General features: G+C 41.4%; 16 protein-coding genes and 2 CRISPR repeat arrays. Of the genes, 4 read left to right on the top strand and 12 right to left on the bottom strand.

Features of this window, described 5'->3' with window-relative positions; all coding sequences use genetic code 11:
• The first annotated feature begins 53 nt into the window (after positions 1-53).
• Positions 54-1,352: an SLC5/6 family protein gene (locus HC643_RS14020; protein ID WP_050045773.1), complete on the top strand. Its 1,299-nt coding sequence runs from the start codon at positions 54-56 to the stop codon at positions 1,350-1,352.
• 707 nt (positions 1,353-2,059) lie between these two features.
• Positions 2,060-4,096: a CRISPR direct-repeat array (repeat unit 36 nt; unit sequence GTGCTCAACACCTTGCGGTATCTAAGGTTAAATCAC).
• A gap of 263 nt (positions 4,097-4,359) precedes the next feature.
• Here HC643_RS14020 and cas2 read toward each other — a convergent pair.
• The 8 genes from cas2 to HC643_RS13980 all read right to left on the bottom strand — a co-directional run bounded on the left by cas2 (position 4,360) and on the right by HC643_RS13980 (position 15,865).
• Positions 4,360-4,653, bottom strand: a complete 294-nt coding sequence (gene cas2, locus HC643_RS14015; protein WP_038071942.1) for a CRISPR-associated endonuclease Cas2 — start codon at positions 4,651-4,653, stop codon at positions 4,360-4,362.
• 9 nt (positions 4,654-4,662) lie between these two features.
• Positions 4,663-6,327 carry a type I-MYXAN CRISPR-associated endonuclease Cas4/Cas1 gene (locus tag HC643_RS14010; RefSeq protein ID WP_038071944.1) on the bottom strand — a complete coding sequence of 555 codons (1,665 nt, stop codon included), beginning with the start codon at positions 6,325-6,327 and terminating at the stop codon, positions 4,663-4,665.
• 251 nt (positions 6,328-6,578) lie between these two features.
• The gene (gene cas5, locus HC643_RS14005; RefSeq protein WP_038071946.1) at positions 6,579-7,229 is read right to left on the bottom strand and encodes a type I-MYXAN CRISPR-associated protein Cas5/Cmx5/DevS; all 651 of its coding nucleotides are present in this window, start codon (positions 7,227-7,229) and stop codon (positions 6,579-6,581) included.
• Positions 7,226-8,152, bottom strand: coding sequence for a type I-B CRISPR-associated protein Cas7/Cst2/DevR (gene cas7i / locus HC643_RS14000; RefSeq protein ID WP_038071948.1), 927 nt, complete (start codon positions 8,150-8,152; stop codon positions 7,226-7,228). The genes cas5 and cas7i overlap by 4 nt, the downstream gene beginning before the upstream one ends.
• 55 nt (positions 8,153-8,207) lie before the next feature.
• Positions 8,208-9,761, bottom strand: coding sequence for a type I-MYXAN CRISPR-associated Cas8a1/Cmx1 (cas8a1, locus tag HC643_RS13995; protein WP_038071950.1), 1,554 nt, complete (start codon positions 9,759-9,761; stop codon positions 8,208-8,210).
• Positions 9,758-12,169 carry a CRISPR-associated helicase Cas3' gene (cas3, locus tag HC643_RS13990; protein ID WP_038071952.1) on the bottom strand — a complete coding sequence of 804 codons (2,412 nt, stop codon included), beginning with the start codon at positions 12,167-12,169 and terminating at the stop codon, positions 9,758-9,760. The genes cas8a1 and cas3 overlap by 4 nt, the downstream gene beginning before the upstream one ends.
• Positions 12,162-12,827, bottom strand: coding sequence for a type I-MYXAN CRISPR-associated protein Cas6/Cmx6 (gene cas6, locus HC643_RS13985; protein ID WP_038071954.1), 666 nt, complete (start codon positions 12,825-12,827; stop codon positions 12,162-12,164). The genes cas3 and cas6 overlap by 8 nt, the downstream gene beginning before the upstream one ends.
• Before the next feature lie 890 nt (positions 12,828-13,717).
• Positions 13,718-15,193: a CRISPR direct-repeat array (repeat unit 36 nt; unit sequence GTGTTTCACCTTTGATAGCCGATAGGCGTTGAGCAC).
• 27 nt (positions 15,194-15,220) lie between these two features.
• Positions 15,221-15,865 carry a TetR/AcrR family transcriptional regulator gene (locus tag HC643_RS13980; protein ID WP_167844684.1) on the bottom strand — a complete coding sequence of 215 codons (645 nt, stop codon included), beginning with the start codon at positions 15,863-15,865 and terminating at the stop codon, positions 15,221-15,223.
• 133 nt (positions 15,866-15,998) lie between these two features.
• On the opposite strand from HC643_RS13980, the gene HC643_RS13975 reads away from it, so the two are divergent.
• Complete coding sequence (locus HC643_RS13975; RefSeq protein ID WP_038083532.1) at positions 15,999-17,129, top strand: FAD-dependent monooxygenase; 1,131 nt, start codon at positions 15,999-16,001, stop codon at positions 17,127-17,129.
• Between the two features lie 416 nt (positions 17,130-17,545).
• Entirely contained in the window at positions 17,546-20,155 is a 2,610-nt protein-coding gene (locus HC643_RS13970) for a glycogen/starch/alpha-glucan phosphorylase (RefSeq protein WP_050045772.1), read from the top strand.
• Between the two features lie 87 nt (positions 20,156-20,242).
• Here HC643_RS13970 and HC643_RS13965 read toward each other — a convergent pair whose 3' ends face one another.
• The gene (locus HC643_RS13965; RefSeq protein WP_038083533.1) at positions 20,243-21,202 is read right to left on the bottom strand and encodes an aldo/keto reductase family protein; all 960 of its coding nucleotides are present in this window, start codon (positions 21,200-21,202) and stop codon (positions 20,243-20,245) included.
• 648 nt (positions 21,203-21,850) lie between these two features.
• On the opposite strand from HC643_RS13965, the gene iscB reads away from it, so the two are divergent.
• Complete coding sequence (gene iscB, locus HC643_RS13960; protein ID WP_167844683.1) at positions 21,851-23,182, top strand: RNA-guided endonuclease IscB; 1,332 nt, start codon at positions 21,851-21,853, stop codon at positions 23,180-23,182.
• 276 nt (positions 23,183-23,458) lie between these two features.
• Here iscB and HC643_RS13955 read toward each other — a convergent pair whose 3' ends face one another.
• From HC643_RS13955 to HC643_RS13945, 3 genes are all read right to left on the bottom strand, one after another.
• Complete coding sequence (locus HC643_RS13955; RefSeq protein WP_038083535.1) at positions 23,459-23,734, bottom strand: hypothetical protein; 276 nt, start codon at positions 23,732-23,734, stop codon at positions 23,459-23,461.
• A gap of 44 nt (positions 23,735-23,778) precedes the next feature.
• Positions 23,779-24,216 carry a hypothetical protein gene (locus HC643_RS13950; RefSeq protein WP_050045771.1) on the bottom strand — a complete coding sequence of 146 codons (438 nt, stop codon included), beginning with the start codon at positions 24,214-24,216 and terminating at the stop codon, positions 23,779-23,781.
• 491 nt (positions 24,217-24,707) lie between these two features.
• The gene (locus HC643_RS13945) at positions 24,708-25,688 is read right to left on the bottom strand and encodes a magnesium transporter CorA family protein (RefSeq protein WP_038083538.1); all 981 of its coding nucleotides are present in this window, start codon (positions 25,686-25,688) and stop codon (positions 24,708-24,710) included.
• Positions 25,689-25,703 lie beyond the last annotated feature (15 nt).

Below are 25,703 nucleotides of genomic sequence, written 5' to 3'. Positions count from 1 at the left end.
AACAGCGAGCGTTACCGATCGCTCGTACTGGTTACTGCTCGTAACTCATTCATATGAATTTAAACCGCAGGTTAGATACTTTCTCCCTGGCGGCTTTATTGGTATCAGCACATTACGGTTTGGGATTTCTCCTAGGAACAGCAGAGAAATCCTTAACTCATGGTGCGGCTGGTAGCCTTTATGCTGTCTCTCTTGGCTTGGGTACAATTGCTCTCATAGCACTGGCAAAGTTTTACTGGACGCAAACAGAACAAATTTGGACTCTCCTCGGTTCTGCTTATGGACGTGGGGTGAAAATATTTGTAGGGCTTATGTCTTGGGCTTCCCTTATTGGTATTGAGGCTGTACAGTTAATTTCCGCAGCTTCCATTCTGAAAGTCTTTGGTATCCCAACTATACCCACAATGATTGTCTTGGCAACTTTGTTTGCTATTCTCTCCTTATTACCAGTGGAGAAAGCAGGTTGGATATTGAGAGGATTGCTCGTTCTCAATTTTTTGGCACTTCTTTACGGGCTGTGGGTACTGCATGGATTTCCTGAGTATTTGCGATCGCCTTTAGAGTTTGCCCATTCAATTCAATTGGAAAGCTTACCAACGACAATAGGTATAACACTTTCTACAGTTCTTTTGGTACTTATAGATATGAAGTACCAAATGTATTTGGTTCAAGCAAAAGATATAAAAAGTCTATATAAAGGATGTCTTTTAGCAGGAATTTTGTTATTGTTGCTTGCTTTATTACCTTCAACTGTTGTGGTAGCGGCTCATAAAGCTGGGGTTTTACCTGATGGGATCGGTGGTAAAGAAACACTACCCTATATTTTATCTTGGATTGGTGGTGGCACTGACAAACCCTTGGGGATTGCGTTGATTGTGTCGTTATTAGTTCCTTCACTGGGTATTGGTAGCAGTATATTACGAGTACAAAGTAAGATTATTTTTGATTTTAATATTCTGCCAGCTTCTCTTCTCAATCAGCTACTTATAACTTTTGGAAATGCGCTTTTTGGTTTACTTGTTGCTTTAAGAGGAGGCGAAATTGTTACTTTAATTGTGGCTTTTTATGCTGCTTATGTAGGTGCGGTTATTGTTCCCTTTGTTGCTTATTTAATTGCTCAAGGAAAATACTATTCTTTTTCTAAGTCCAGTGTAAATTTATCTTTAATTGCAAGTAGCTGTTCGTCTATATCTCTTCTAATTGTCACTCGTTTGAATTTCCATTTAGAGCTTTTAGGAAGTAGTGAGTTAAATATCATGGGAGCGGGAATTTTCTCTGGAATTTTATTTTTGTTTGCGGGCGAAGTTATAGAAAAATACTTCCCTACATCGAGAACAGTGACTGGCGACTAGCGATCGGTGAGCAAAATCCAAAATACCGGATCTCTGTAAGGATGCTGTTAGCGCGAGAGAATAATTAAAGCGAATAGAATTCGCTGCTATACAAACAAAGTCCGCCTAAGCGCAAAGCGCACGCTACGCGATGCCGCAGGCTATGCCCGTAAGGGCTATACGCGGACTGATTCAGTACTAAGTTCAAAAATGGTACATGGAGAGTCAAACCTAAATTATTTTTCTTATCGTCGATTGCCCTCAGAATAGAATTCTGGGGCTATACAAACAAAGCCTGCCTACGCAGGCTTTAAATAAAGTCCGTGTGACATTTTGCGGTATCTAAGGTTTAATCACATTGAAAAACGCGCCATTTAAAATTAGGTTGAGGATCAATAGTGCGTAGGTTTTGCGTGGAAATACGAAAATAGGTAGGTTGGGTTGAGGAACGAAACCCAACATTTACAGACATTTGTTGAGTTTCTTCACGGCGATCCAAAGCCACAAAAATTCTCAGCCCTTGTAGTATTGGGTTGAGGGTTGTTTTTCTAAATCCTCATGACTGGTGAGAGCATCCCAAAGAGTGACGATTGCCCTCAGAATAGAATTCTGGGGCTATACAAACAAAGCCTGCCTACGCAGGCTTTAAATAAAGTCCGTGTAGACACCTTGCGGTATCTCAGGTTCAATCACGCCAGGGTATGGCGCACAACTAAGCCAGGTGGATGGTGCTCAACACCTTACGGTATCTGAGGTTAAATCATGGGGACATCATCATCTGTTCCCTCAACTCTGGAGTGTGCTCAACACCTTACGGTATCTGAGGTTAAATAACAACAGATTCTCAAGTTGAACAAACACAGGATTAATGTGCTCAACACCTTACGGTATCTGAGGTTAAATCACGGTTCGGGGGGGGTGATTTCTTGGTGGCGGGACCTCGTGCTCAACACCTTACGGTATCTGAGGTTAAATCACCTCGATGCACGAGTGGTTTCACCTTGAGAGTTTTGTGTGTGCTCAACACCTTACGGTATCTGAGGTTAAATCACAGAGCATTAATGCATTGTGTAACGTGGTTGCAAATATGTGCTCAACACCTTGCGGTATCTGAGGTTAAATCACAAGCATTAAAGCATTGTGTAACGTGGTCGCAAGGATGTGCTCAACACCTTGCGGTATCTGAGGTTAAATCACCCAAGTAGAAGTGATAATTTTAAGTGTTCCGACTGTGTGCTCAACACCTTGCGGTATCTGAGGTTAAATCACACTTACTGACATAGTTTTACCTTCGATTGGTAAAGTGCTCAACACCTTGCGGTATCTGAGGTTAAATCACATTAATATTCGTGGGAAGACTAATTGACCCAATACGTGCTCAACACCTTGCGGTATCTAAGGTTAAATCACGACTTCAACTTGGCTTGGGTTCCACGCTTGGAATTGTGCTCAACACCTTGCGGTATCTAAGGTTAAATCACGATTAGTGGATTAAGGTTTGTACTAACAAGACTAGGTGCTCAACACCTTGCGGTATCTAAGGTTAAATCACTAACGGTACTAAAGTGTCTGTGTCAGCAGTAAAAACGTGCTCAACACCTTGCGGTATCTAAGGTTAAATCACGCGGTGTGAGGGGTTGAAGTACAAACCCCCAGAAGTGCTCAACACCTTGCGGTATCTAAGGTTAAATCACAAAACAACCGAGCGAAGCGAGACCATGAGAGTTTGTGCTCAACACCTTGCGGTATCTAAGGTTAAATCACGGGGACATTGCCGGAATCGCTGCTAAATCGATTCGTGCTCAACACCTTGCGGTATCTAAGGTTAAATCACCAGCGCTCTTTGGGATTGGGATGGAAAGGATCAACCAGTGCTCAACACCTTGCGGTATCTAAGGTTAAATCACGCTTGGAGCGCTCCAATAAGCGGAAGTGCAAGGCACGTGCTCAACACCTTGCGGTATCTAAGGTTAAATCACGTTTTGTAGCTGCATTAGCCTAACACTATATTCTGGTGCTCAACACCTTGCGGTATCTAAGGTTAAATCACTTCTCCCCTTAGCGCTGTTCTAATTTCTATCGTGGTGCTCAACACCTTGCGGTATCTAAGGTTAAATCACACACTCCAATCTTTTCTTCCTCGTCTGTGATATCTTGTGCTCAACACCTTGCGGTATCTAAGGTTAAATCACGACTTAGCCGATCCGCGTGGTGCGAGTAAGTCTAGTGCTCAACACCTTGCGGTATCTAAGGTTAAATCACCTAAGCAAAGCCCCTTGCTGGTTTACGTTAAGTTGTGCTCAACACCTTGCGGTATCTAAGGTTAAATCACTTACAGCTATCAATTGACGGTAAAGCGCCTATTACTGTGCTCAACACCTTACGGTATCTGAGGTTCAATCACGAAATCAATTATTGATGACAAATCAAAATCAATAATGTGCTCAACACCTTACGGTATCTGAGGTTCAATCACAATTCTCAATGGGGATATCCCCATTGAGACAGACAAGTGCTCAACACCTTACGGTATCTGAGGTTCAATCACATTGGTATTACGGTTTTTCCAGTTTGCAAGCATTGTCAGTGCTCAACACCTTACGGTATCTGAGGTTCAATCACCCGCTAACTCTTCTCTAATAAACGGGAACAATTAGTGCTCAACACCTTACGGTATCTGAGGTTCAATCACGCAAGGATGGTGCTTTCTTCTCAAGGTTTCTAATGTAGTGCTCAACACCTTACGGTATCTGAGGTTCAATCACAGCGAAGGCTGAAAGACTTGACAAGCAAGCGCTCCAATCCAAGTTTACAAGTACCTTGCCAAAAAACCAATCAAAAACTAAAACTTTCTAATTCTTCCTCAAATTCAACCTGACTTCATCAGCTAAAACCCTTGATATAAGGTATTTTGAAGATTTTGCAAGCACCTACAGAGCTTCAAAAATCTCTCAAATGTTGTAATAGTAAGGGTTTCAAGGAAAACGTCTACTTTAATTACCCTAACAAACACAGATGCTTGTATTTTTCAGACAATCAAAAAAGGCTTATCTGTATTTTCCCATGTACCCGGTCGATTATATTTGGGTATATCTTGCACGCAACGATCGCTCAAACGCACAAACAAAATACAGTCTTCTTTTGCCAAAATCGTCTCCAACTCCCAACGTAATTTTTCGCGATCGCGTTGATTCATGACGCAGCGAAAGATTGAGTATTGTATCCGTTCTCCATACCCCTCCAACAATTTATAAGCTTTGCGCCAACGTTTTGGACAGCGAATGTCGTAGCAAATGATGTAACAATTTCTGATTTCTCCCATATCACCACCTCATCGGACAATCAACTGAGCGAACAAACCACCCTCACCCATCCATTCCTTTTCTAAGAGTCGCACTTCCAACTCTAGTAAACGACGATAAGTTAGGGAATAACCCGTTGCTGGATGCTTCCAAGTTTCCTGCTTGCGATTTTCGTAGAGTTCCACAAACTTGCGTTTACCAGTTTCGCTCAGCCAAACTTGTTGTCCGCAAATATGAAAATCAGCTTTTATGTCCCATTGATTGCGATTGACGGAAGACATGACGATCATATCCACCAAAGGAACTCGGAAAATTTCCATCAAATCCAAAACTAAGGGTGCAGCTTGCGATCGCGGTTGGTGGTAAAAGCCTAGTGCAGGCTCCAGCCCTACTATCAAAATGGCATTCATTATATCTTTGAGTAACAAAGCGTACCCAAACCCCAAAAGGCAATTAAACCTATCTTTAGGGGGACGACGGTTTCTGATGTCAAAGCCCATTTCTGCTGGTACATCTGGTGAAATCAAATCGGGTAAAGCATCAAAATAAAGTGCTGCTAAATTTCCTTCGTAACCCAAAAGCGATTCCAAAGATTTTGCATGGGGAACAAGTTTTAACACGGCTTTCATTTGCGCGATCGCTTTTGTCAATTTCTCGCTAGCTTTGTTTTTGCCCTTCCCACGCATGAGAAATTTTCGCTGTCCTTGAGCGCGACAAATTACGAGTTTACGCGCCAACTCCAAGCAAGTATCGGGGGAACTTAGGGCAGCATACTGACGAATGCGACGTTGAACGCTCCCATTACGAGTATCAAAACTACCTAGGTAACGACCACCTCCAGAAATAAAATGTACTCCTATTCCCTGTTCGCCACAGAAATGTAGAGCTTGGGTGGAAATCTGCGAATAGCTGTGCAGTACCAATTGAGCTACCTGTCGAGCGGGAATAGTTTCTAATGGTTGGTTGCGACGGGCAATTTTGATTTGCTCCCCAGTTCTACCTACACTAGTACCCGGTTCGAGAACGTGAATGACTTGCCTGTCATCATCTTCAGGAAACAAGCGTATTGGTTGCCATTGGCGATCGTGTGCCAGACGTGCTTCTTCAGGTAAACATACAGGGGAAAGGGAACAACGAGCACACAAGCGTTCGTTATCGGTTATTGGTGGTCGATGGATAGACTGTTTGAGGTGGCGTGCTTTTTCTATAGCTTCCCGAACTGCCGATCGTCCTAAATCATCTAGTGGGATGCGAACTAACACATTATCAGCGTGATAGCGAATGCGACCTTCTTTAATATGAATACCAAGAGATGATTCAAGCAAACAACAGTAAGCAAGGATTTGTAATTTATCGCTTTCCCATGCTTGGGGTTGTTTGTTTTCATCCCGATGGCATCTTCCCCGCTTGTGTTCGTAGGGAATTGTTTCTCCTTCGCGAGTTCGCAATGCATCAACCCGTCCCCGTATTCCTAATACTTCGCTAGTGAGGAATAATTCTTCCCAGTCTTCATCTTCTTGCTTTTCAAGTTCGGCGTGTAACCTGCGTCCAGCAAATACTGCAGCATCCTGGGTGTAGAGTTCTTCCACTTCTTCAAGGTAAAATAGGCGGGGACAATAGGCTAAAGCATGGAGAGCAGAAACGCGGATTGTTTCAAGTTTGGTCGAAAGTTCGATATGTTGGAGAATTTGCATATATGTCTGTAAGGTAATTGTGTTTTAGGGGAGCATCCCAAATTTGCAATTGCTCTCAGAATAGAATTTCGGAGCTACACAAACGCTCGTCCACCTACGTGGACTTCTGATTAAGTCCGCGTTCGCGTAGCGTGCGCTTTGCGCTTAGGCGGACTTTGTTTGTATAGGCGTGATTTCAATCACAAGGATGTTTTTTCCAAATTGGGACGCTTCCTGTTTTAGCGCCTTACGACATCTGAGGTTAATGATGATTAGGTTGGCTGAATGACCGTCCAAGCAGATTCAGGAGGAAGATAATTTTTTGATGGCTCAAGTATTAAATACCTCTTCCATCGCGTACCTTTGGAACCAACATGATCCACCCAATAGGGCAAAGTGAATAATCCATCATCATCTTGTACCAACCATTGCAAAGATTGACTGCGATCGCTTTCCGACCACACTGTTACAGAATTGACTAAATCTCGACTTTCTCCCAAGCACAAACCACCAAAACGTTCGATTGAGGTTGGATTTGTAAATGCTTGTTCTAATCTTTCTGATAGTGTTGTTTGAGATTTATCAGATTGAGAATTAATCCAAGCGATAAATCTAATATCGGTTAGTAATTCTTGGTAATCGGGTCTGGCGTTTGTTGGATCGTGAATGTCTTTTTTCTTGAAACGACGAAAAGTGCGGATAACGGTTGATTTTTGAGGTTGAGAAAGAACAGCTATCGCTAATTTCACACCACAATGTTTATACCTGTTGGTTTCTCCCACGATTGACAATAGCATTCCATAGACTGTCGATGGTGGGGGGAATGGGTAAGTTTCAGCATACTCCCTAGCGCGAGATTGACGAAAGCAAGCGATGGGAACTTCAATTTCTAATGCTAAATTTTTATTGATTGCTGTTATCATCGGGTTAACTCTAATTGAGGTAGTTTTAAATCTCTGGCAATAACTTGTTTCATGCTTTGTACTGCTAACTTAATTCCAGGAAAAATATGTACGCCCAATTCTTCTAATTCTTTTATTTCCTCAGATTCAGTCACAGCACCAGCTATCCATAATTCTTCTGGTTCGATATCTTGATTTTTCACTTTCCTGATTAATTCTCCAATTGATATTTCTCCCTCATATTCTTCAAAAGAATACAAAATTCGGGGAGAAAAATCATGTGTCCATCTTAAAATCAAGCTTTCAGGAGAAAAATCATAGAGAAAACGCGAATGATTGCCTGCAACTTCTCCCAAAGAACTCAAACCATCTAAAACTGCCATTGTCCGAGATTTATCTTTTAATCTTTCTGGAGTTAATGCAAATCCATATTGATAGCAAGTCGCGTGTACTTCTGTTCCATAAAGTGAAGTTCTGCCTTTTTTGCCACTCAAAGAATTAAAGGTTAAGTCACCACTAAAGGGTGTTATGGAAACAGCACGAGTCACTTCTAAAACACCTCGTTTTGCTGTCGTTGTACCTTTAGCAGCAGCAGCTTTTTTACCTTTAGCTTTTGGTTCATCCGATGCTTCAACTTTTGCACCTTCAGCACGCATGAAACCTAAAACATCATCATCAATAAAAGCTGTATCATCAAAATTTTCATTTTGCCAAATATTGTCGTTAGCATCATCATTCCAACGCCGATTGACTTGATAATCTTCACCGCAGGTTTGCCAGTAATAACGTAACGCCCAACGAATGGCTTCGGCGGAGACTGTTGTATGTACGTTATTTTTCCACAGAATTTTTTGAAGAGTCGTAATATTTCCTTCATTTTCTCCACGATTATTGGCAGCAGTTCCGTATCCAGTTAAGATGTTTCCAAATAAATGAAATGTCATTTGTCAATCTCCTTAAATAAAAAATTTAGAGCTTTATGATGGAAAAACGAGAGAGTTAAAGAATATCGGGAGCGTTTTCTTCATCAAAAGTATCATCATCAACAGGCTCGCCTTCATCAGAATCATCTTTATCTCCATCGGAACTTCCCGTACCTTTATAACTAGCTAATGCCAGTAAGGCTAAATCTCTTGATTTCTTCCAATTTTTCTCTAACATCACAAATTCTATTAATTCTTCCCAATGCTTTTGTAAAGTTGGTATTTTTCCGGCTCTTGACCAAAAATCTGTAATAAATTCTCGAAATGTTTCAGAATTTTTACATCGACTTAAGCCAGTTCTAATACGTACAGTTTCACGATCAAAATTAGGTATTTCTCCTCTTTTTTTTGCTATTTTTGAGATTTTTCCATAAGTATAACTAATGGCTTCATGGCAAGCTTTAACGAATAATTTTTCACGTTCGTCTGACTGCACTTTTTGAATCACTTGATATAATCCTCCCCTTTCATAAGCTAACTTTTGAAAAAGCTCATTACTATTTACTTTTTCTGAGATTCCAGAATACCAAGGTATATTTTTAGCTAAATTTTCAGCAATTAATTCCTTGGCAAAGCTTGTAGCAACAAATCCACCTTCTTTACCTGCGATCGCTTTATCTTGCAACCAAGCATTACAAACTTGATAGTTATGGCAATTCTCATCAGTTGCTTCCACTACATACATATCTGTACGAGTTTTTTGTTGCGTCGCCCATGCAACAGTTCCCAATGTCAAAACCTGACAGCGCTGTATACCAAAAGTTTGAGTAATATTAACAGTTGCGTCTAAGGTTAAAAATCTCAACCCAGCATCACCTAAACCAGAAGCATGAAAATCTTTATAAATGGCATTCCGCAATTGCTGATTTTGCCGATATTTTGCATACTTTTCTAAATCTGTAATTTCTGGAATGACTAAAGCGTATTGAGCGCGTTTATCTCGCAATTTGGAACGAAGGATATAGTAATAACAAGCAACAGGTGCAAATAATAAAATGAAAGCATTTTCCGGGTTCTCCTCAAAACTCGTATCGGAACTAAAAGCAATATGTCTGACGGCTGCACCAGGATTTAACCATCCAGCAACACTAATTGGATGAGTTAAGAATTGTCCATTTTTGTCACATAAATTTTCCGCAAATTCTTGATATGTATAGCTTTTTATACTTTTGTATTTGACTGAAGTTTCTGGCTCGTTCTCCCCTAAAGATAGGGATTTTGTCACAACTCCATCGGATTTGTGGGTACTGGTATGCTGTAAAAGAGTCCCTAAAATTCCTTGATGGACTATTACCTGTGCATCCTCGCGCATAGATTTTGTATCTAATCCGCGTAATGCGATGATGCCGTCATTTAATTGAAAAGACTCTTTCAGAAACCATTCCAATGTGTCTCTATCGTTTCCATTCCAATTTAAATTGACTTGGCGTTTGCTAAGCTGCCAATTGAATCCAGATGGTACTTCAGCTTTTTCTTTTTCTAATTGCTTTAACGTCATCCACAATCCAGCTAAACCAGCACGATGCAACAAGGTAAAACAAGGATTACCTAAATCAAATTCTAAATTCACTGTTCTGCTCCTACCTCTTCACTGTAGGGAATTCTGCCTTCTGGTGTTACAGGATAAAATCCTATACGTTTCCAGGTATAATAATCTGATTCAATACGGATGGGTACTGTCCATTTCTGTGCTTCTTGTTTAAATAACTTCATCCGCGATGTATTCTGATGTTTTTGTAATAGTTCCTGCTCTTTCTGCTGAGCGATTTTCCAAATTTCTGGTTCATCTTCACCCAAAATCACGGTAATTGTATAGCCTGCTTCCCGCAAAGAATCCCGATTCGTACACCAATTGTCTTCCAGCCAATTAGATTTAACTTCTTGAATTTCTTCAGAATTAAGACTTGCTGCAAATTCTGCTAAATCTCGTTGAGAAATGCCTATTTTTCCCGAAAATTCTTGAATCAACTGCTTTCCTGTAGAGATTTCTACTTTATCATATGGATTTGGATTATCCCAAGGATAAACAATTGCTAGTTTTGCTCCTTCTTCTGGTTTGCTCATCCTGCGGTTGAGCCGTCCCAATCGTTGAATTAAAGCTGCTGCAGGAGCGATCGCAGAAATTAATAGATCGGCACTCAAATCTAAAGACATTTCACAGACTTGGGTAGTAATAGCCAAAACAGGTTCATCTTGTTTGAATGCTTCAATGACAGCTTGATGTTTTTTCACCCTGTCTTTGTAACGGAATCGGCTATGATAAATTAATGGAGCGATCGCAAATTCTGGGAATTGTTCCGCAAGTTTTTTTTGTGCAGTCCGATAAATTTCAATACAAGTTTTTACCGAGTTAGTTACCCATAAAACTTTTTGTTTGTTTCGTAAAGCCTCAATAACAGGTTCCCAAACTGCCGTTAGTTCCTCAAAGTTACTGACTTCGGGAACATAAGTGATGTCATAACGGGGTAATTCTTCTAATTCTTTTGGTCCTTCAATTGGTTCTCCTAAATCTTCCCCCTGTTCTGCCAAGACTTGTTGAATCGCTGCCAACTGTTGGGGACTAAAACTGGCACTCATTAATAAAATTGGCGCACCTTTAAAAGCTTTCAGAAACTTTAATAAGGCTCCAAACAGACGCGGATCGAAAGCATGAACTTCATCAAATACAAAAGCAGCTTGTGCTAATGCAGACCATGAATAAAGCGGTTTGCGATTATTTTGAATTAAACCTAACACTGAATCAACAGTACAAACAATCAATTTTTTGCGCCAAGCTTGAAAAGCCATTAGCTTAGAATCGATGCTTTCACGATCGTCTTCATCTCCAGAAAATAGTAATTCTCTGTCTAAATCAGCACGAGAATGCATTAAAGCAGCTTCAATGTCTGTTTCAAATGCATAGTCAATATAACCTTGAGATGCTGTACCTGTTGTTGGATAGGAGAAAAATAATTTACGCCCGACAGCCCATTTTTCTGCCCAAGCATATGCTCCAACCGTTTTACCCGTTCCGCAACCAGCCTTCACCAACGTCACCCGATGCTTGGATTCAGCAATTAACTCTTGAAATGGTCGTAATTTTTTACCCTTCAAACGTTGTTTGACTAGGTTATTTAACTCTTGTTTTGAAAGTTGTAGTGATAAGACTTCTTCAATCCATCCTTGAAAGTCTTCCTCTACTTCATGAAGTGCAGAACCAGCTAAATCTGCTGCGATTACTGTTGCTTTGACTGCTGCAATAAATTTTTGTTGCTCCCAATCAGGTTCAAAATCATTAAATTCATTGCGTAAATTTGTTAAAGCTATTAATAATTGCTTGTCAGTCCAAATTTTCGTTGGAAATTCCGGTAATTGTTTGGGCAATCCCAGATATTGACTACCCATTTTTAAAACTGTCAGAAAATCGGAATGAGTGGTGTATATTTTTAATTCATCTCCCGTACCAGAAGGAATTTCCGCAATATAACCTGATGGCGTCCCATTTTTATCTAACCCAATTTTTAAATGATGTCCCATCGCCGCCCAAACTGCGATCGTTAAATTTGCGTTGGGACACTTTTCCAGCCATTCTCGAAAGCAGGGAACTTGTAGTGCTAAAATACCGCTAATCACTTCATGACGCAGCATTTGTTTATTTGAATGCGTTTCTAAAGATTTTCTAATCTTCTCTCTATAACTTTGAATTTCTGGATTCGTGGATCTTGGATCGATGGTTTTTAAGTAAACCATTTCTTGGAAATGTTGATTGGCTTTACCCCAATCGTGCAAATATGCACCCAATTTGACTGTTGCTGCTAAGAAATCTAAACCAATATACTGTATTCCCAATTGTTCGAGAATAGCCATACCCAATTTATCTACCAAAACATCAGTTGCTTGCATGACAAAACTGATATGTCCAGTGTACGTTGCAGCACCTTTTTTTCTCGGATCGTTTTCTCCTGGCTTGCAAGACTTAGCCAGCAATTTTTTAAACATTTCTACCTCCCTTACAAGGCAAGAAATATCCACAACCCATGTGTCTTTTACCACCAATTCCCAATTGTTGTAACTTGATAGAATCGTCGTCACTCAAACCAGAAACTTCCGTTGTAAAACCCACTACTGTATAACGTTTAACTTTAATGGTTTTGCGACAGAATTCACCCTGTCTGTCTTTGGGGATGGAAATTTGGGCAGAAATTTCCAAATCATCAAGCTGGCGTTGTGCTGCTACTAGAAACGATTGAGGCTCGCTATATCCCTTAATGACAACAATTCTAGACTTGAGTTTCCTAGCTGGTTTTAATGTAAATATTTCGGGAATACCGATTTGAATTTCATGTATTCCCAAACGAATAGATTTTCCAGCCAACTTATAAGCCAAGGGAATTAACGGGATTGGTACGCGAACACGCAAACAAGAATATTCGTTCAGAATTATTTTCCCTTGTTTATCAGGAAAGCCAGGAACAGTCAAAATACTGACCGTTTTTTGCTGGCGTATTTCTGAATCGAGATTAACCCAACCACAAAAGAGTGCATAGCCATGATCCGCAGGTAAATATTTTCCTCGTACTGGAAAACACAACTCAACGAATGGCTCAAGTCCTAAATCTACATTCTGAGACGCCGAAAAACCCACAGATGCAATCATTTTAGGATTCCCCCATATTCAATTATTCAGACAGCGATCGAAATATCCAAGTAATGTTCAAAACCTAAGAGGATGTTTGAAAAGTCCTTTCCTCAGTAGCAAAACATTTAAGATTCCCCTAAATCCCCGGATAAATTGGGGGACTTTAAGAATATTTTCCCCCCTTTTTAAGGGGGGCGAGGGGGGATCGTTGAGTGCCTAAAATCACAGCTAACTACTTTTCAAACAACCTCTAAAAAGGCATCTGAGGGAAGAAAAAACACATAACTTTGGCACTAACTCTTGAGGTTGCTGCAGTTAGGCAATGTTACCTCGTAAACTAAAACCAAAATTCAAATTTTATTTGTAGCTCGAAACATCGATAAATTATTATCAGCACAAAAAATTGATTCTGTCAAGCACTATTTTAAGTCTGTTTATCGCCTAACGGCATCTTAGGTTAGGAGCAAGAAGGGTAATGTTAAGCCCATCCGCCCTGTATTGCTTAGAGGTTCTACACCTTGGTAGCACGAAAGTGCTCAACGCCTGATGGTCACTTAGTGTCTAACGGCATCAAAGTTTTTAAAACCCAAGCTTATAATAACTTAGAAACTCAAAGGTCGATTTAATTTTCTTTGTTGTTGAAAACTGCAAGCATCTCTTTTTGTGAAACCCGATTTGCAATTAAAAGTAGTTGCAAGTCTTATTTGGTAAGCGTTTGAACTGCTAAAAATTGCTGTAAGGTACTTGCACAATGGGTGAAATGCTTATATGAAAAGGATTGTAGCCATTAATCAACTCGTACAAAAATGCCACTTCAGCCGTTTTTTCGGGTTGCTATTGTGTCTTTCTCAGGGGTGCTTGTAAAATGACTAAGAAAAGCACTCGGAGTCGGTATTCCCAAGCTCGCCGTGTTTCACCTTTGATAGCCGATAGGCGTTGAGCACTAGATCTGGTCATTGGCAACGTTCCGTTCGGTCAATACGTGTTTCACCTTTGATAGCCGATAGGCGTTGAGCACTAGCGGAGAGTTGATTGAATCCCCGCCATACTCGGTGTTTCACCTTTGATAGCCGATAGGCGTTGAGCACACTTTTCGCTGTGCTAAGTGCGCTCGTGATGTGCCATGTGTTTCACCTTTGATAGCCGATAGGCGTTGAGCACGAAACAATAAATTTGTTTTGTTGTCTGCCATCTGACGTGTTTCACCTTTGATAGCCGATAGGCGTTGAGCACAATTCACCAAGCCGTTCTTGGACTCCCCCATGTCTGTGTTTCACCTTTGATAGCCGATAGGCGTTGAGCACTTGGCTAAAGTTAATCTTTTTTGTAAAATCTGCTGGTGTTTCACCTTTGATAGCCGATAGGCGTTGAGCACTTGCATCCTGCCATTCAAAAAGCGAGCTACCGTCAGTGTTTCACCTTTGATAGCCGATAGGCGTTGAGCACTCCTTTAGCAAAATAAGTAAAATTGCGCTGAACCAGTGTTTCACCTTTGATAGCCGATAGGCGTTGAGCACCCGCACAAAGATAAGTGCCAGCTATACAGGAGATTGTGTTTCACCTTTGATAGCCGATAGGCGTTGAGCACTCGGTCATCGCTTGCTACAGTTCTTTATGTGGGTTGTGTTTCACCTTTGATAGCCGATAGGCGTTGAGCACTATTTCCAAATACAGCTTTATGGGTTGAATGCGACTGTGTTTCACCTTTGATAGCCGATAGGCGTTGAGCACAACCCACAGCCTAATTTTAAATGGAAAGTATTTCAAGTGTTTCACCTTTGATAGCCGATAGGCGTTGAGCACCCATTAGTGTAAAACAAAACAGTTTCACACAGTTTTGTGTTTCACCTTTGATTGCCAATAGGCGTTGAGCACCAAGAGCTAGAGTAAAATCTCTTGAGAAAGAGGTGGAGTGTTTCACCTTTGATTGCCAACAGGCGTTGAGCACGGGTATGATTGGTTATACAATCAAATCCTTAGAGGAGTGTTTTACCTTCGATTGCCAATAAGCGTTGAGCACATCAGAATAGGGATAAGCATCTAGTAAGATACCCTAGTGTTTTACCTTCGATCGCCAACAGGCGTTGAGCACGCAGAATAAGTTTCATTTTGGATTGATTTATGTTTCGTGTTTTACCTTCGATCGCCAACAGGCGTTGAGCACACAGAATAAGTTTCATTTTGGATTGATTTATGTTTCGTGTTTTACCTTCGATCGCCAACAGGCGTTGAGCACAGCACAACATTGCTTTTACCGGACCACGACACCTGAGAGAGTGTTGTACCTTTGATAGCCAACAGGCGTTGAGCACCCATATTCAGACAGAATTGAGTCGGCACTCGGAATAGTGTTTTACCTTTGATAGCCAACAGGCATTGAGCACACGTAGTGGCTGAAACTATTTTCCTAGTTAGGATTTTCGCACACCCGCTAGGATAAGCGCGATCGCTTCACTTGTATGTTGCTCCAGCATGGCTTTGCTCAAAAGCTTCTTACCTTGGGGAAACTGCTGGATGTTACCTGCACCAATAAAATAGAACAAGCAAGTTCCCATAATATTAATTGCAGACTGAAACGGATCGAGCGGACGAAATATCCCTTCAGCCACGCCCTGTTCCAGAATTGCAATCAAAACAGTATCAATACTCACAGAACTACTGTTTTTATAGTACTTTCCCTGGTTTTGCACTGCTTCGTGAAACATGATTGTCGGGAGTTTTGGGTTACGCGATACACAACCGAGCAATGCTCTCAAAAATCTTTCCAACGCGACTTCCGGTGACAAATCCTCCAACTGTAACTCCTGAATCGTTTGCAAAAGATCGCTATGCGATCGCTCCAAGACTGCTTGATACAAACCTTCTTTATCTTTGAAGTAGTAATAAATCATCGATTTGGCAACACCTGTTTTGGCTGCGATCGCTTCTGTTCTCGCAGCCGTAAAACCGTGTTGGGCAAATTCTTCTTCCGCAGCTGCCAAAATTACAGCTTGAGTCGCCTCCGCATTTCTCTCTTGCTTGGCATTCTTGACTTTTTCAGATTTTGTCCGCGCCACAGTTGTTACGAGATTCAAAGAACTTAAACATCAGTATATCTCTTCTCGACCGAACAGTCAGTTGACAAAAGCACGTGAAACTTGTTTGATGAAAATTAATCAACTGACAAGTCTGTCGATAACTTGAAAATTTATGAAAAAAGTTATTATCATCGGCGGTGGAATCGGCGGTGCTGCAACTGCCCTCGCCCTTATTCGTGCTGGGATTGAGCCTGTTGTCTGCGAGCGAGCCAAGGAGTTACGAGAAGCCGGGGCTGGAATTGCGCTTTGGGCAAATGCAACCCATATCTTGAAGAACTTGGGCATATTGCAAGAAGCAATGCGAGTCGGTTGTCTCACTACAAACTATCAATTTAATTCGCAACGTGGCTTTGAGTTAGTGAATATTGCGCTCGATAATTCTGAGTTACCCGTTATTGGAATTCATCGCGCCCAACTGCATCAGTTATTGTGGCGCAATGTACCGAGTGAGAAATTTATTTTGGGAGAAACTTTTGAGCGATTTGAACGCAAGGATAATCGGGTTCAAGCCTATTTTGCATCGGGTTTGAGTGTTGAAGGGGATGCATTGATCGGCGCAGATGGGTTGCGATCGCGAGTCAGATCTATCATTTTAGGCGATGGGGCTCCTACTTACCGCAATTTTAAGACTTGGCGTGGTTTAACCGATGGCATTCCAAGTACATACCGTCCCGGTTACATTCAGGAATTTTTGGGATGCGGTAAAGGATTCGGCTTCATGATGCTTGGGTTGGGAAAAATGTATTGGTATGCAGCTGCAACTGCACGTCCAGCACAACCAGATGCTGCTATCGGACGCAAACAAGAGCTATTGACGATGTATCGGGATTGGTTTAAAGCCATTCCTGAATTAATTGCTGCTACAGATGAAGCCAATATTTTGACTGCTGATTTGTACGATCGCCCTTCAAAACAGCCTTGGAGCCAGCAAAATGTGACACTACTTGGTGATGCAGCTCACCCCATGCTACCCACAATGGGACAAGGAGCTTGTACGGCTTTGGAGGATGCTTGTGTCATTGCTCAATGCTTGCAAGCACAACCCGATCCAATCATTGCCTTTGAGCAATATGAGTCAGAGCGTTTTTCCCGCACCAAGGCAATTACCCTTGCATCAAGGCGATCCGGCAAAATGGGCGAATTGAAAAACCCAGTTGCTGTAGGACTTCGCAATACTTTGATGAAGGCAATGAGTTCGGCGATCGGCAACAGTTTCAAGTCTTTTCATGCTTACCGAGCTTAGCCCAATTTGAACGCGAGCATCTCAAAGAGTGCTAATTGCCCTCAGAATAGAATTCTGGATGGCAAGCGCTATCTCTTTACGGAGACGCTACGCGAACACCCAGAACAGCGCTGTCTCACCTCGACCATACAAACAAAGAAGGTACTACACAGGCTTTAAATAAAGTCCGCGTAGGCGGACTTAGCCTGTATAGCGGCGATTTCAATCGCTCAAATTAATCCCAGACTTAGCCTGTATAGCAGCGATTTCAATCGCTCAAATTAATCCCTGTCTAGGATTAATCAATCCAAAATGGTATAAATCTTTAAATGCAATTCCGTATCAGTATGACTTTGGCTAGAGGTTCTCAAGCCGCAGTTCCTTCTAAAGTTATAGAGGTTCGAGAATAAATTCCCCGTTAATTAGGAATTGTAACCATGAATAATGGCAACGGCTCGACAAAGCACGATGGCAAACATGCTCCCCATTGGAAAAAGCATATTTGTAGAACAGAACACGTTCCCATTCAAGTGCAGGACGATCGCACGGGAATGGATATTGAAACCCTCAAACGTGCTTTTTTAGACAACCTCTACTACATCCAAGCAAAAGATAAAGGTTGGGCAACTGCACATGACTTTTTCATGGCACTCTCCTATACTGTTCGCGATCGCTTGCTGCATCGTTGGATTAAAACTGTTGAGCAAACCTACTTTCAAAAAGATGTCAAAGTCGTTTGCTATTTATCTGCTGAATATCTGATCGGACCCCAACTGAGCAAAAACTTAACAAACGTTGGGATGTACGAGCAAGCCCGTCAAGTGGTGCGAGAGGTAACAGGCTTGGACTTATACGATTTGCTCGAACAGGAAGACGAACCGGGATTGGGTAATGGTGGTTTGGGAAGACTCGCTGCTTGTTTTTTAGATTCCCTCTCAACTTTAGAAATTCCCGCCGTTGGCTATGGTATCCGCTACGAGTACGGCATTTTTCAACAAACCATTCGCAATGGTACGCAAGTAGAAGTACCCGATCGCTGGTTGCGCTTTGGCAATCCTTGGGAAATTCCACGTCCGGATTACACCATGGAAGTCAAATTTGGCGGACATACGGAAGCATACACCGATGAACGGGGACGCTACCAAGTGCGATGGATTCCCCAAAAAACCATACTGGGGACACCTTACGATACTCCAATGGTGGGTTATAACTCCAACACAGTCAACACTTTGCGTTTGTGGAGTGCCAAAGCAAGTGAAGACTTTAACTTACAGATTTTCAACAGTGGCGACTTTGCTAATGCCGTAGCCGATAAAGTTTACTCTGAAAACATTACCAAAGTTCTTTATCCCAACGACAATAACTATCAAGGTAGAGAACTCCGCCTGATGCAGGAATATTTTTTCGTTTCCTGCTCCCTTCAAGATATTATCCGCACCTATTTGCGAGGCCACAACAATTTTGACCAATTCCCCAATAAATTTGCTATTCAAATCAATGATACCCATCCTGCAATTGGTATAGCCGAACTGATGCGGCTACTTATAGACACACATCAGTTGGGATGGGATGAAGCTTGGGACATTACACAAAAATCCTTTGGTTTTACCAATCATACCTTGCTACCCGAAGCATTGGAACGTTGGCCCATTAGTGTCTTTGGCAGACTCTTACCCCGTCACTTGGAAATTATTTTTGAGATTAACCAACGGTTTCTAGATAAAGTTCGCTCTCAATATCCTGGGGATGATGGCAAACTTTCCCGGTTGTCCCTGATTGAAGAAGGAGCGGAAAAACAAGTCAGAATGGCACATCTCGCTTCTGTGGGAAGTCATGCTATCAACGGTGTAGCAGAACTGCACACGGAACTGGTGAAGAAAAATCTGTTCCCAGATTTCTATCAAGTGTTCCCAGAAAAGTTTAGCAATAAAACCAATGGAGTGACTCCCCGCCGTTGGATCTTGATTGCCAATCCTAAACTCGCCCTGCTGATTGCGGAAAAAATTGGTAAGGGTTGGATTAAAAATTTAGAAGAACTCAAGCAGTTAGAAGCATTTGTGGAAGATGCAGAGTTTCGCCATCGCTGGGAACAAATCAAGCAAGAAAACAAGCAGGACTTAGCAGAATATATTTTGCAAACAACTGGTATTCACGTTGATGCTAATTCCCTGTTTGATATCCAAGTGAAGCGAATCCACGAGTACAAGCGCCAGCATTTGAACTTGCTGCAGACGATCGCTTTCTATAACTCTATCAAGCAGAATCCAAATGCAGATTTTGTGCCGCGAACTGTGATTTTTGCAGGGAAAGCAGCTCCCGGTTATGCAATGGCGAAGCTCATCATTCAACTGATTAACTCAGTTGCAAATGTGGTGAATAGCGATCCAGATATTGGCGATCGCCTCAAGGTCGTGTTTTTAGAAAATTATAACGTGTCGGTAGCACAGCGGATCTATCCATCTGCTGACCTTTCCGAGCAAATCTCCACTGCAGGGAAAGAAGCCTCTGGAACCAGTAACATGAAGTTTGCCATGAATGGCGCACTCACCATCGGAACTCTTGATGGAGCAAACATTGAAATTCGCGATCGCGTAGGACACGAGAACTTCTTTCTTTTCGGGCTGAATGCAGGGGAAGTCGTACAGCAGAAAGCTAAAGGCTATAACCCTTGGGACTATTACAACAACAATCCCCAACTCAGACAGGCGATCGACCAAATAGCATCGGGTTACTTCTCCAAAGGCGATAGTAATTTGTTTAAACCGCTTGTGGAATCCCTAAAAAACCGGGATGACTATATGCTGTTTGCCGATTACCAGTCCTATACTGAATGTCAGCAACGAGTTGATAACGCTTACCGCGATCGCGATACCTGGTGGCGAATGTCAATTCTCAACTCATCTCGCACGGGGTACTTTTCCTCTGACCGTACAATTCGCGAGTATGCACGAGATATTTGGCACGTTCAGTCAGTTCCTGTCACTTTAGAAGACGAGCAAGAAGAGAACGCAGCAATACAAATCAACACACCACTTGCAAAAGTATAAAAATCAAGTTGGGTGGTATACCCACCCTCTTTTTATCTCTGTGTACTCCGCGTCTCAGTAGTTAGCAAAGCCCCAGTAATTTACTTATCACCGGGCTGTTGCGTAAGATAAAGCAGGCGCAAGCACCTCATCAATCTCTCGTAACACCTCCGAGGACAGCTTAACACCCGATGCGCCTGCATTATCTGCTACTTGTTCGGGACGACTTGCACCAATAATGGTTGAGGATACCCGCTCATCCCGCAGTACCCACGCTAACGCTAGTTGAGCCATCGAGAGGTTTAATCGCTGCGCGATCGGCTTAAGGTTTTGGACAGCACTCAGGACGCGATCGCTACGCAGGTCTTGCATAAATCCATTCATCTGGTCATTTGCTGCACGGGAATCTTGAGGTGGTGCTTCGCCCGGTTTGTATTTTCCGGTGAGAACACCCTGCGCTAGGGGAGACCAGACAATCTGAGTGATGCCATTTGCCGCACATAAGGGAAATACTTCTGCTTCCGGTTGACGCCACAACATGGAATATTGTGGCTGGCTGGATACAAATTTCTCTACGTTAGGAAGATTCAATGCAGCTTGAATCTGTGCTGGGCTCCACTCACTAAAGCCAATATAACGAGCTTTCCCTTGACGCACAACATCAGTTAATGCTGTCATCGTTTCTTCTAGTGGAGTATTTACGTCATAGCGATGGCACTGATAGAGATCGACATAATCTGTACGCAAGCGCTGTAGTGAAGCATCGATTTGTTTGTGAATTTGGGCAGCAGATAATCCCCTGTCGGTGGGGGACATGGGAAAGAAAACTTTGGTTGCCAAAATGTAGGAGGAGCGATCGACACCCTGTAACACTTCACCCAACAGCGATTCCGCTGCACCACGTCCGTAGACATTGGCTGTATCGATAAAATTAATTCCCACATCAAAGGCTTTATGAATGCAAGCTTCTGCTTGTTGGCGTTCGACGCCACCACCATATGTCAACCACGAACCTAAACTGATTTCAGACACCTTAAGTTCGCTACTGCCAAGCTGTCGGTACTTCATAATTATATCTCCATTTCATTAGAGGGCAGTTACTTTGTAATTTGTGTAGTAACTTTATTGATTTGCTTGTTTCAACTCGATAGATGACGTTTCTCTTTCAGCAGTCATTTGGTTATGCTTTCAAAGACATAGGTACGCGGAGTCTGTGACATCGTTATCCAGCGATCGAAAGCTTTGAGTACGCTCGACTATCTTAAAAAGCACAATCCTCTGTTTCCTCCAACTAACGACGGAGAATTTGGAAGTGTGTGTTCTAATCTGTAAAGATTGAGAGCGATCGCAAACTCAAGCAATCGTGACGACTCCACACATTCCCCTGATTACAGGGTGAATGTGGGCTTCTTAAGAAATTAGGAAGTACGTCATTAGCTTCAGTAATCCGTTATGCAAGGGTTACTACGTTTACCCAGAATATATAGGTACTTCAGAATACAGAGAGTAGCGTCTCGATCCCTAGTTCTGAACTCTACGACCAGTGATTAAACATTTCTACAGGAAGAGGAAAAGTGTTGCTGGTGAGTCCACCCTTGTAGGCGGGTTTCCCGCGCCCTGAGGAGTGGCGAACCCGTAAGGGTATAAAACCTGGATAAACATTGGCAAAGGGAACCACGCTGTAAAGCGATTACCTATTTATTAGGAATACAAATCATGAAAATCTATGTAGTGAACAAATATGGTAAACCGTTAATGCCGACCTCCCCTCGTAAAGCTCGATCGCTTTTGAAGGAAGGAAAAGCCAAAATTTACAGTCGCGATCCATTTACTATTCAATTAGTTTATGGTTCTAGTGGCTATACTCAACCAGGAAATTTAGGTATTGATGCAGGTTACCAAAATATAGGTTACAGTGTTGTCAACGAGAAAGAAGAATTAATTGGTGGTGAAGTTCGGATGTTAAAAGGTATGTCCGAAAGGTTAACAGAACGGAAAAAATATCGCTGCCAACGTAGAAATAGAAAAAGATATCGCGCACCAAGATTTGACAATCGTAGACGTAAAGACAATTGGTTAGCTCCAAGTATTCAGCACAAACTAGATATCCATCATAAAATTATTGACAAAATCCAAAAAATAGTCCCAGTCAAAGAAGTTACGATTGAAGTGGCTAGTTTTGACATTCAAAAAATAAAGGATGCTGAAATCCAAGGTGTGGGTTACCAGCAAGGAGAGCAGCATGGGTTTGATAATTTACGCGAGTACATTTTGCATAGGGATGCACATAAATGCCAAAATCCTAATTGTAAAAATAAAGATACCAACCCAATACTAGAAGTACATCACTTAGGGTTTTGGAAAGAAGACAGAACTGATAGACCTGCAAATTTAGTGACTTTATGTGATAAATGCCATATACCAAAGAATCATAAAAAGAGTGGTTTCCTTTATGGATGGCAACCAAGGCTGAAGTCATTTAAAGGTGAAACTTTTATGACAACGATTAGATGGCGTTTAACTAAAGAAGGGAAATACAGTTCAACTTATGGTTACATCACCAAAAGCATTAGAAGAAAATTTAAAATAGAAAAATCTCATCATAATGACGCCTTCGTAATTGCGGGTGGGACTATTCAGAAAAGAGTAGAATCATTAATCCTAGAGCAAATTAGGCGTAACAAGCGTTCAATGGAGCAGTTCTATGATGCCAAATATATCGATGCAAGAGATGGCTCAACTAAATCTGGCTCAGAACTATCCTCTGGTAGGAGAACTCGCAATAAACAAAAAAATGGTGAAAATTTGAGGCTTTACCGAAAACACAAAGTATCAAAAGGGCAATGTCGAATTAAAAAATACCGTTACCGATATCAACCCAAGGATTTAGTTCAATTTGAAGGGAGGGTGTACGAAGTTGTTGGAATGCAAAACTTAGGTACTGGTGTTAAGTTAAAAAACTATCCTGGTGTCAAAAATAAGGTGGTTAACGTTAACAAAGTCAATTCTGTTAAAAGGAGGTCAGGTCTGTGTGAAATCGTGTTGTAATTAGCAATTCCTCATCGACCCCATCCCCGTTAATCTTCGACAAACATAGGTCATAGGCGGCACGTTTTGGGAAAGAAGATTCTTTCCCAAAAGCTGCCTTGTCAATTCGTTATTGCTCCAAAATTCATCTCATCATTTCCCTGAGTACAGGGTAAATGAGAGGCTTCTTTTGGACTTAGCTAAATCATTTGGAAAAAATTGCGATTGCTAATAGCTAATAGTCAAAAAGCCATTAGCAATTAGCCATTAGCAATTAGCCATTGTATAAGAGCGTATCTAAGGACGTTTGCATGAAATGGGGTCAACACCCAAGATAGGTGGAAATTGGGGCTGACAATCTATTCGAGAAGAGGGCAGTTTTCGCAACTGTTCTATGTTTAGCTCGTAATCCTTTTGGGATAGGTTCAGTTTTTCCTCAAGTTGCTGTAACTCTTGCTTTTGCAAGGGTGAGGGAGTGTTGAGGATTTGCTGCTCTTTGGGTGTAACTTTAAGTACATCCGGTAAATTGTGCTGGGGGAGGTCTATCTGAGCGATAAGGATTAGAGGCAACATTGAGAGCTTGATTTATATCTAGTACAAAAGGATGAAATCGCTCCTTATGAAGTAATTGGACGATTACCATCTACTTCAAGAGTACCTTCAATTTGAAAAGGACTCTTAACAATCGGGCGTTGACCGTCTATGTTTAAAGTATCTTTAACTTCTACATCGCTTTTGTCTATCGGACGCATACCGTCTACAGCAAGCATTTCATGCTCTTGAAAATCGCTTTTAGCAATTGGACGGTTACCATCTACAGCAATTGTTTCTTGTATCTGAATATTGCTTTTAGCAATCGGGCGGATACCATCTACCTCAAAGGTATCAGCCAGCTCAAAAGAACTTGGATCGATCGGACGATGACCATCTACATCAACTGTTTTAAGACTTTGTTTGGTTTCTTCTGATGTTGAAGAGGCAATTATGTTTGCTTCGGTATCCCTTGTCTTCTGACTCAAGTCATTGACATTGCTATCAACTTGTTTGTTATTCATGCCCGTACCTCGTTCTCACGCTTAATTATGGTTCAATAGCTACTAGCATGGCTCTCTTTCTCTAGCGTTTGCACCTGCCTTTATGAACAATTTTTCAGGGACTGTGATTCTTCATAAGTCAGCGCAGGCGTAATACCATTTCTGTATTAAAGATGCATCTCATTAGCCTGCGTAGGCAGGCTTTGTTTGTGTAGCCCCACATTTCTAATGTGAGGGAATGTTAAGCGCCACCTCATATAGAATCGTTATCATACCATTTCTGTATAAAGATGCATCTCATTAGCCTGCGTAGGCAGGCTTTGTTTGTGTAGCCCCACATTTTGAATGTGAAGAAATTAGAATTGTTATCATACCATTTCTGTATAAAGATGCATCTCATTAGCCCGCGCAGGCGGGCTTTGTTTGTGTAGCCCCACATTTCTAATGTGAGGGAATGTTAAGCGCCACCTCATATTGGTATGGGAATCGTATTGTTGGGTTTCGTTCCTCAACTACAACCAGCGCTGTCGTTTTGCGTATAAAATACTACCAATTACAATGAATCCCATGACAATAAGAACACTTGGATAAGCCCAAGGTTGTTCTAATTCCGGCATATATTTAAAGTTCATACCATAGAGACCGGCAATAAACGTAATTGGTAAAAATATACTTGAGAGAATAGTGAGGCGATTAATGCGTTCGCTGGTTTTACTCGCAATATTATCTCGTTGAATTTCCATTAATTCTGACATCCAGGCTCTTAGCCCTTGATATTCCTGCCAGAGATTATCAACCTGATGAGTTAATTCTTCATGAAATAATTCTTTTATCGATTTGGATAACCATTGAAAATCTTCGTCATGCATCATAGTTAAAAGTGATTTAATGCTTTGAAAATTTCTCCGCACAAAACGCGTAGATTGCCTCATGGTAGCTATTTTTTGATACGTTAATTCATCACCAGAATTTTCTAAAACTTCATCTTCCAAATCATCAAGCTGTCTGGATATATAATCAAATAAAGTATGATAATTAATTAAAATCTCTTTAAAAATAAGATAAAAAAGGTAGTCAATTCGTAAATGTGTAATATCTATATTTGGCTTGTGAAGTTTTGCGATTAGTAAATTGAATATTTTAACTTCAGCAATCTCAAATGTTATGAGAAAATTGCTTCCAACTACAATACTACCACGCGCTACTTCAAATTCCTGATTTTTCATTTCATGAGTCAAAATTTCATAGCTGTTAAATAAACAATCTTCTATATCTTGGTCAATTCCTACAGGAGAAAAGTTGAAAATCATGTTAACGCGGGATGGGTTGAGTTCAAAGTGCTTGATGATTTTAGCTATTCCAGTCCGATCGCGGAAGTGAATACAGCGCAACCAGATATTTTGAGAGCCATTAATCTTTTTCAGGACAGCCTCAACATCCCAAGTTGTGAATGAATCTATGTGATTTTTAGCAAAAGTAAGGAGAATTAACATATACTACTCTAGTAG

The sequence above is a fragment of the Tolypothrix bouteillei VB521301 genome (assembly GCF_000760695.4).
GTDB lineage: Bacteria > Cyanobacteriota > Cyanobacteriia > Cyanobacteriales > Nostocaceae > Scytonema > Scytonema bouteillei_A.
Note: the sequence above shows the minus strand (reverse complement) of the source record. Positions and strands in the feature narration are given on the sequence as shown.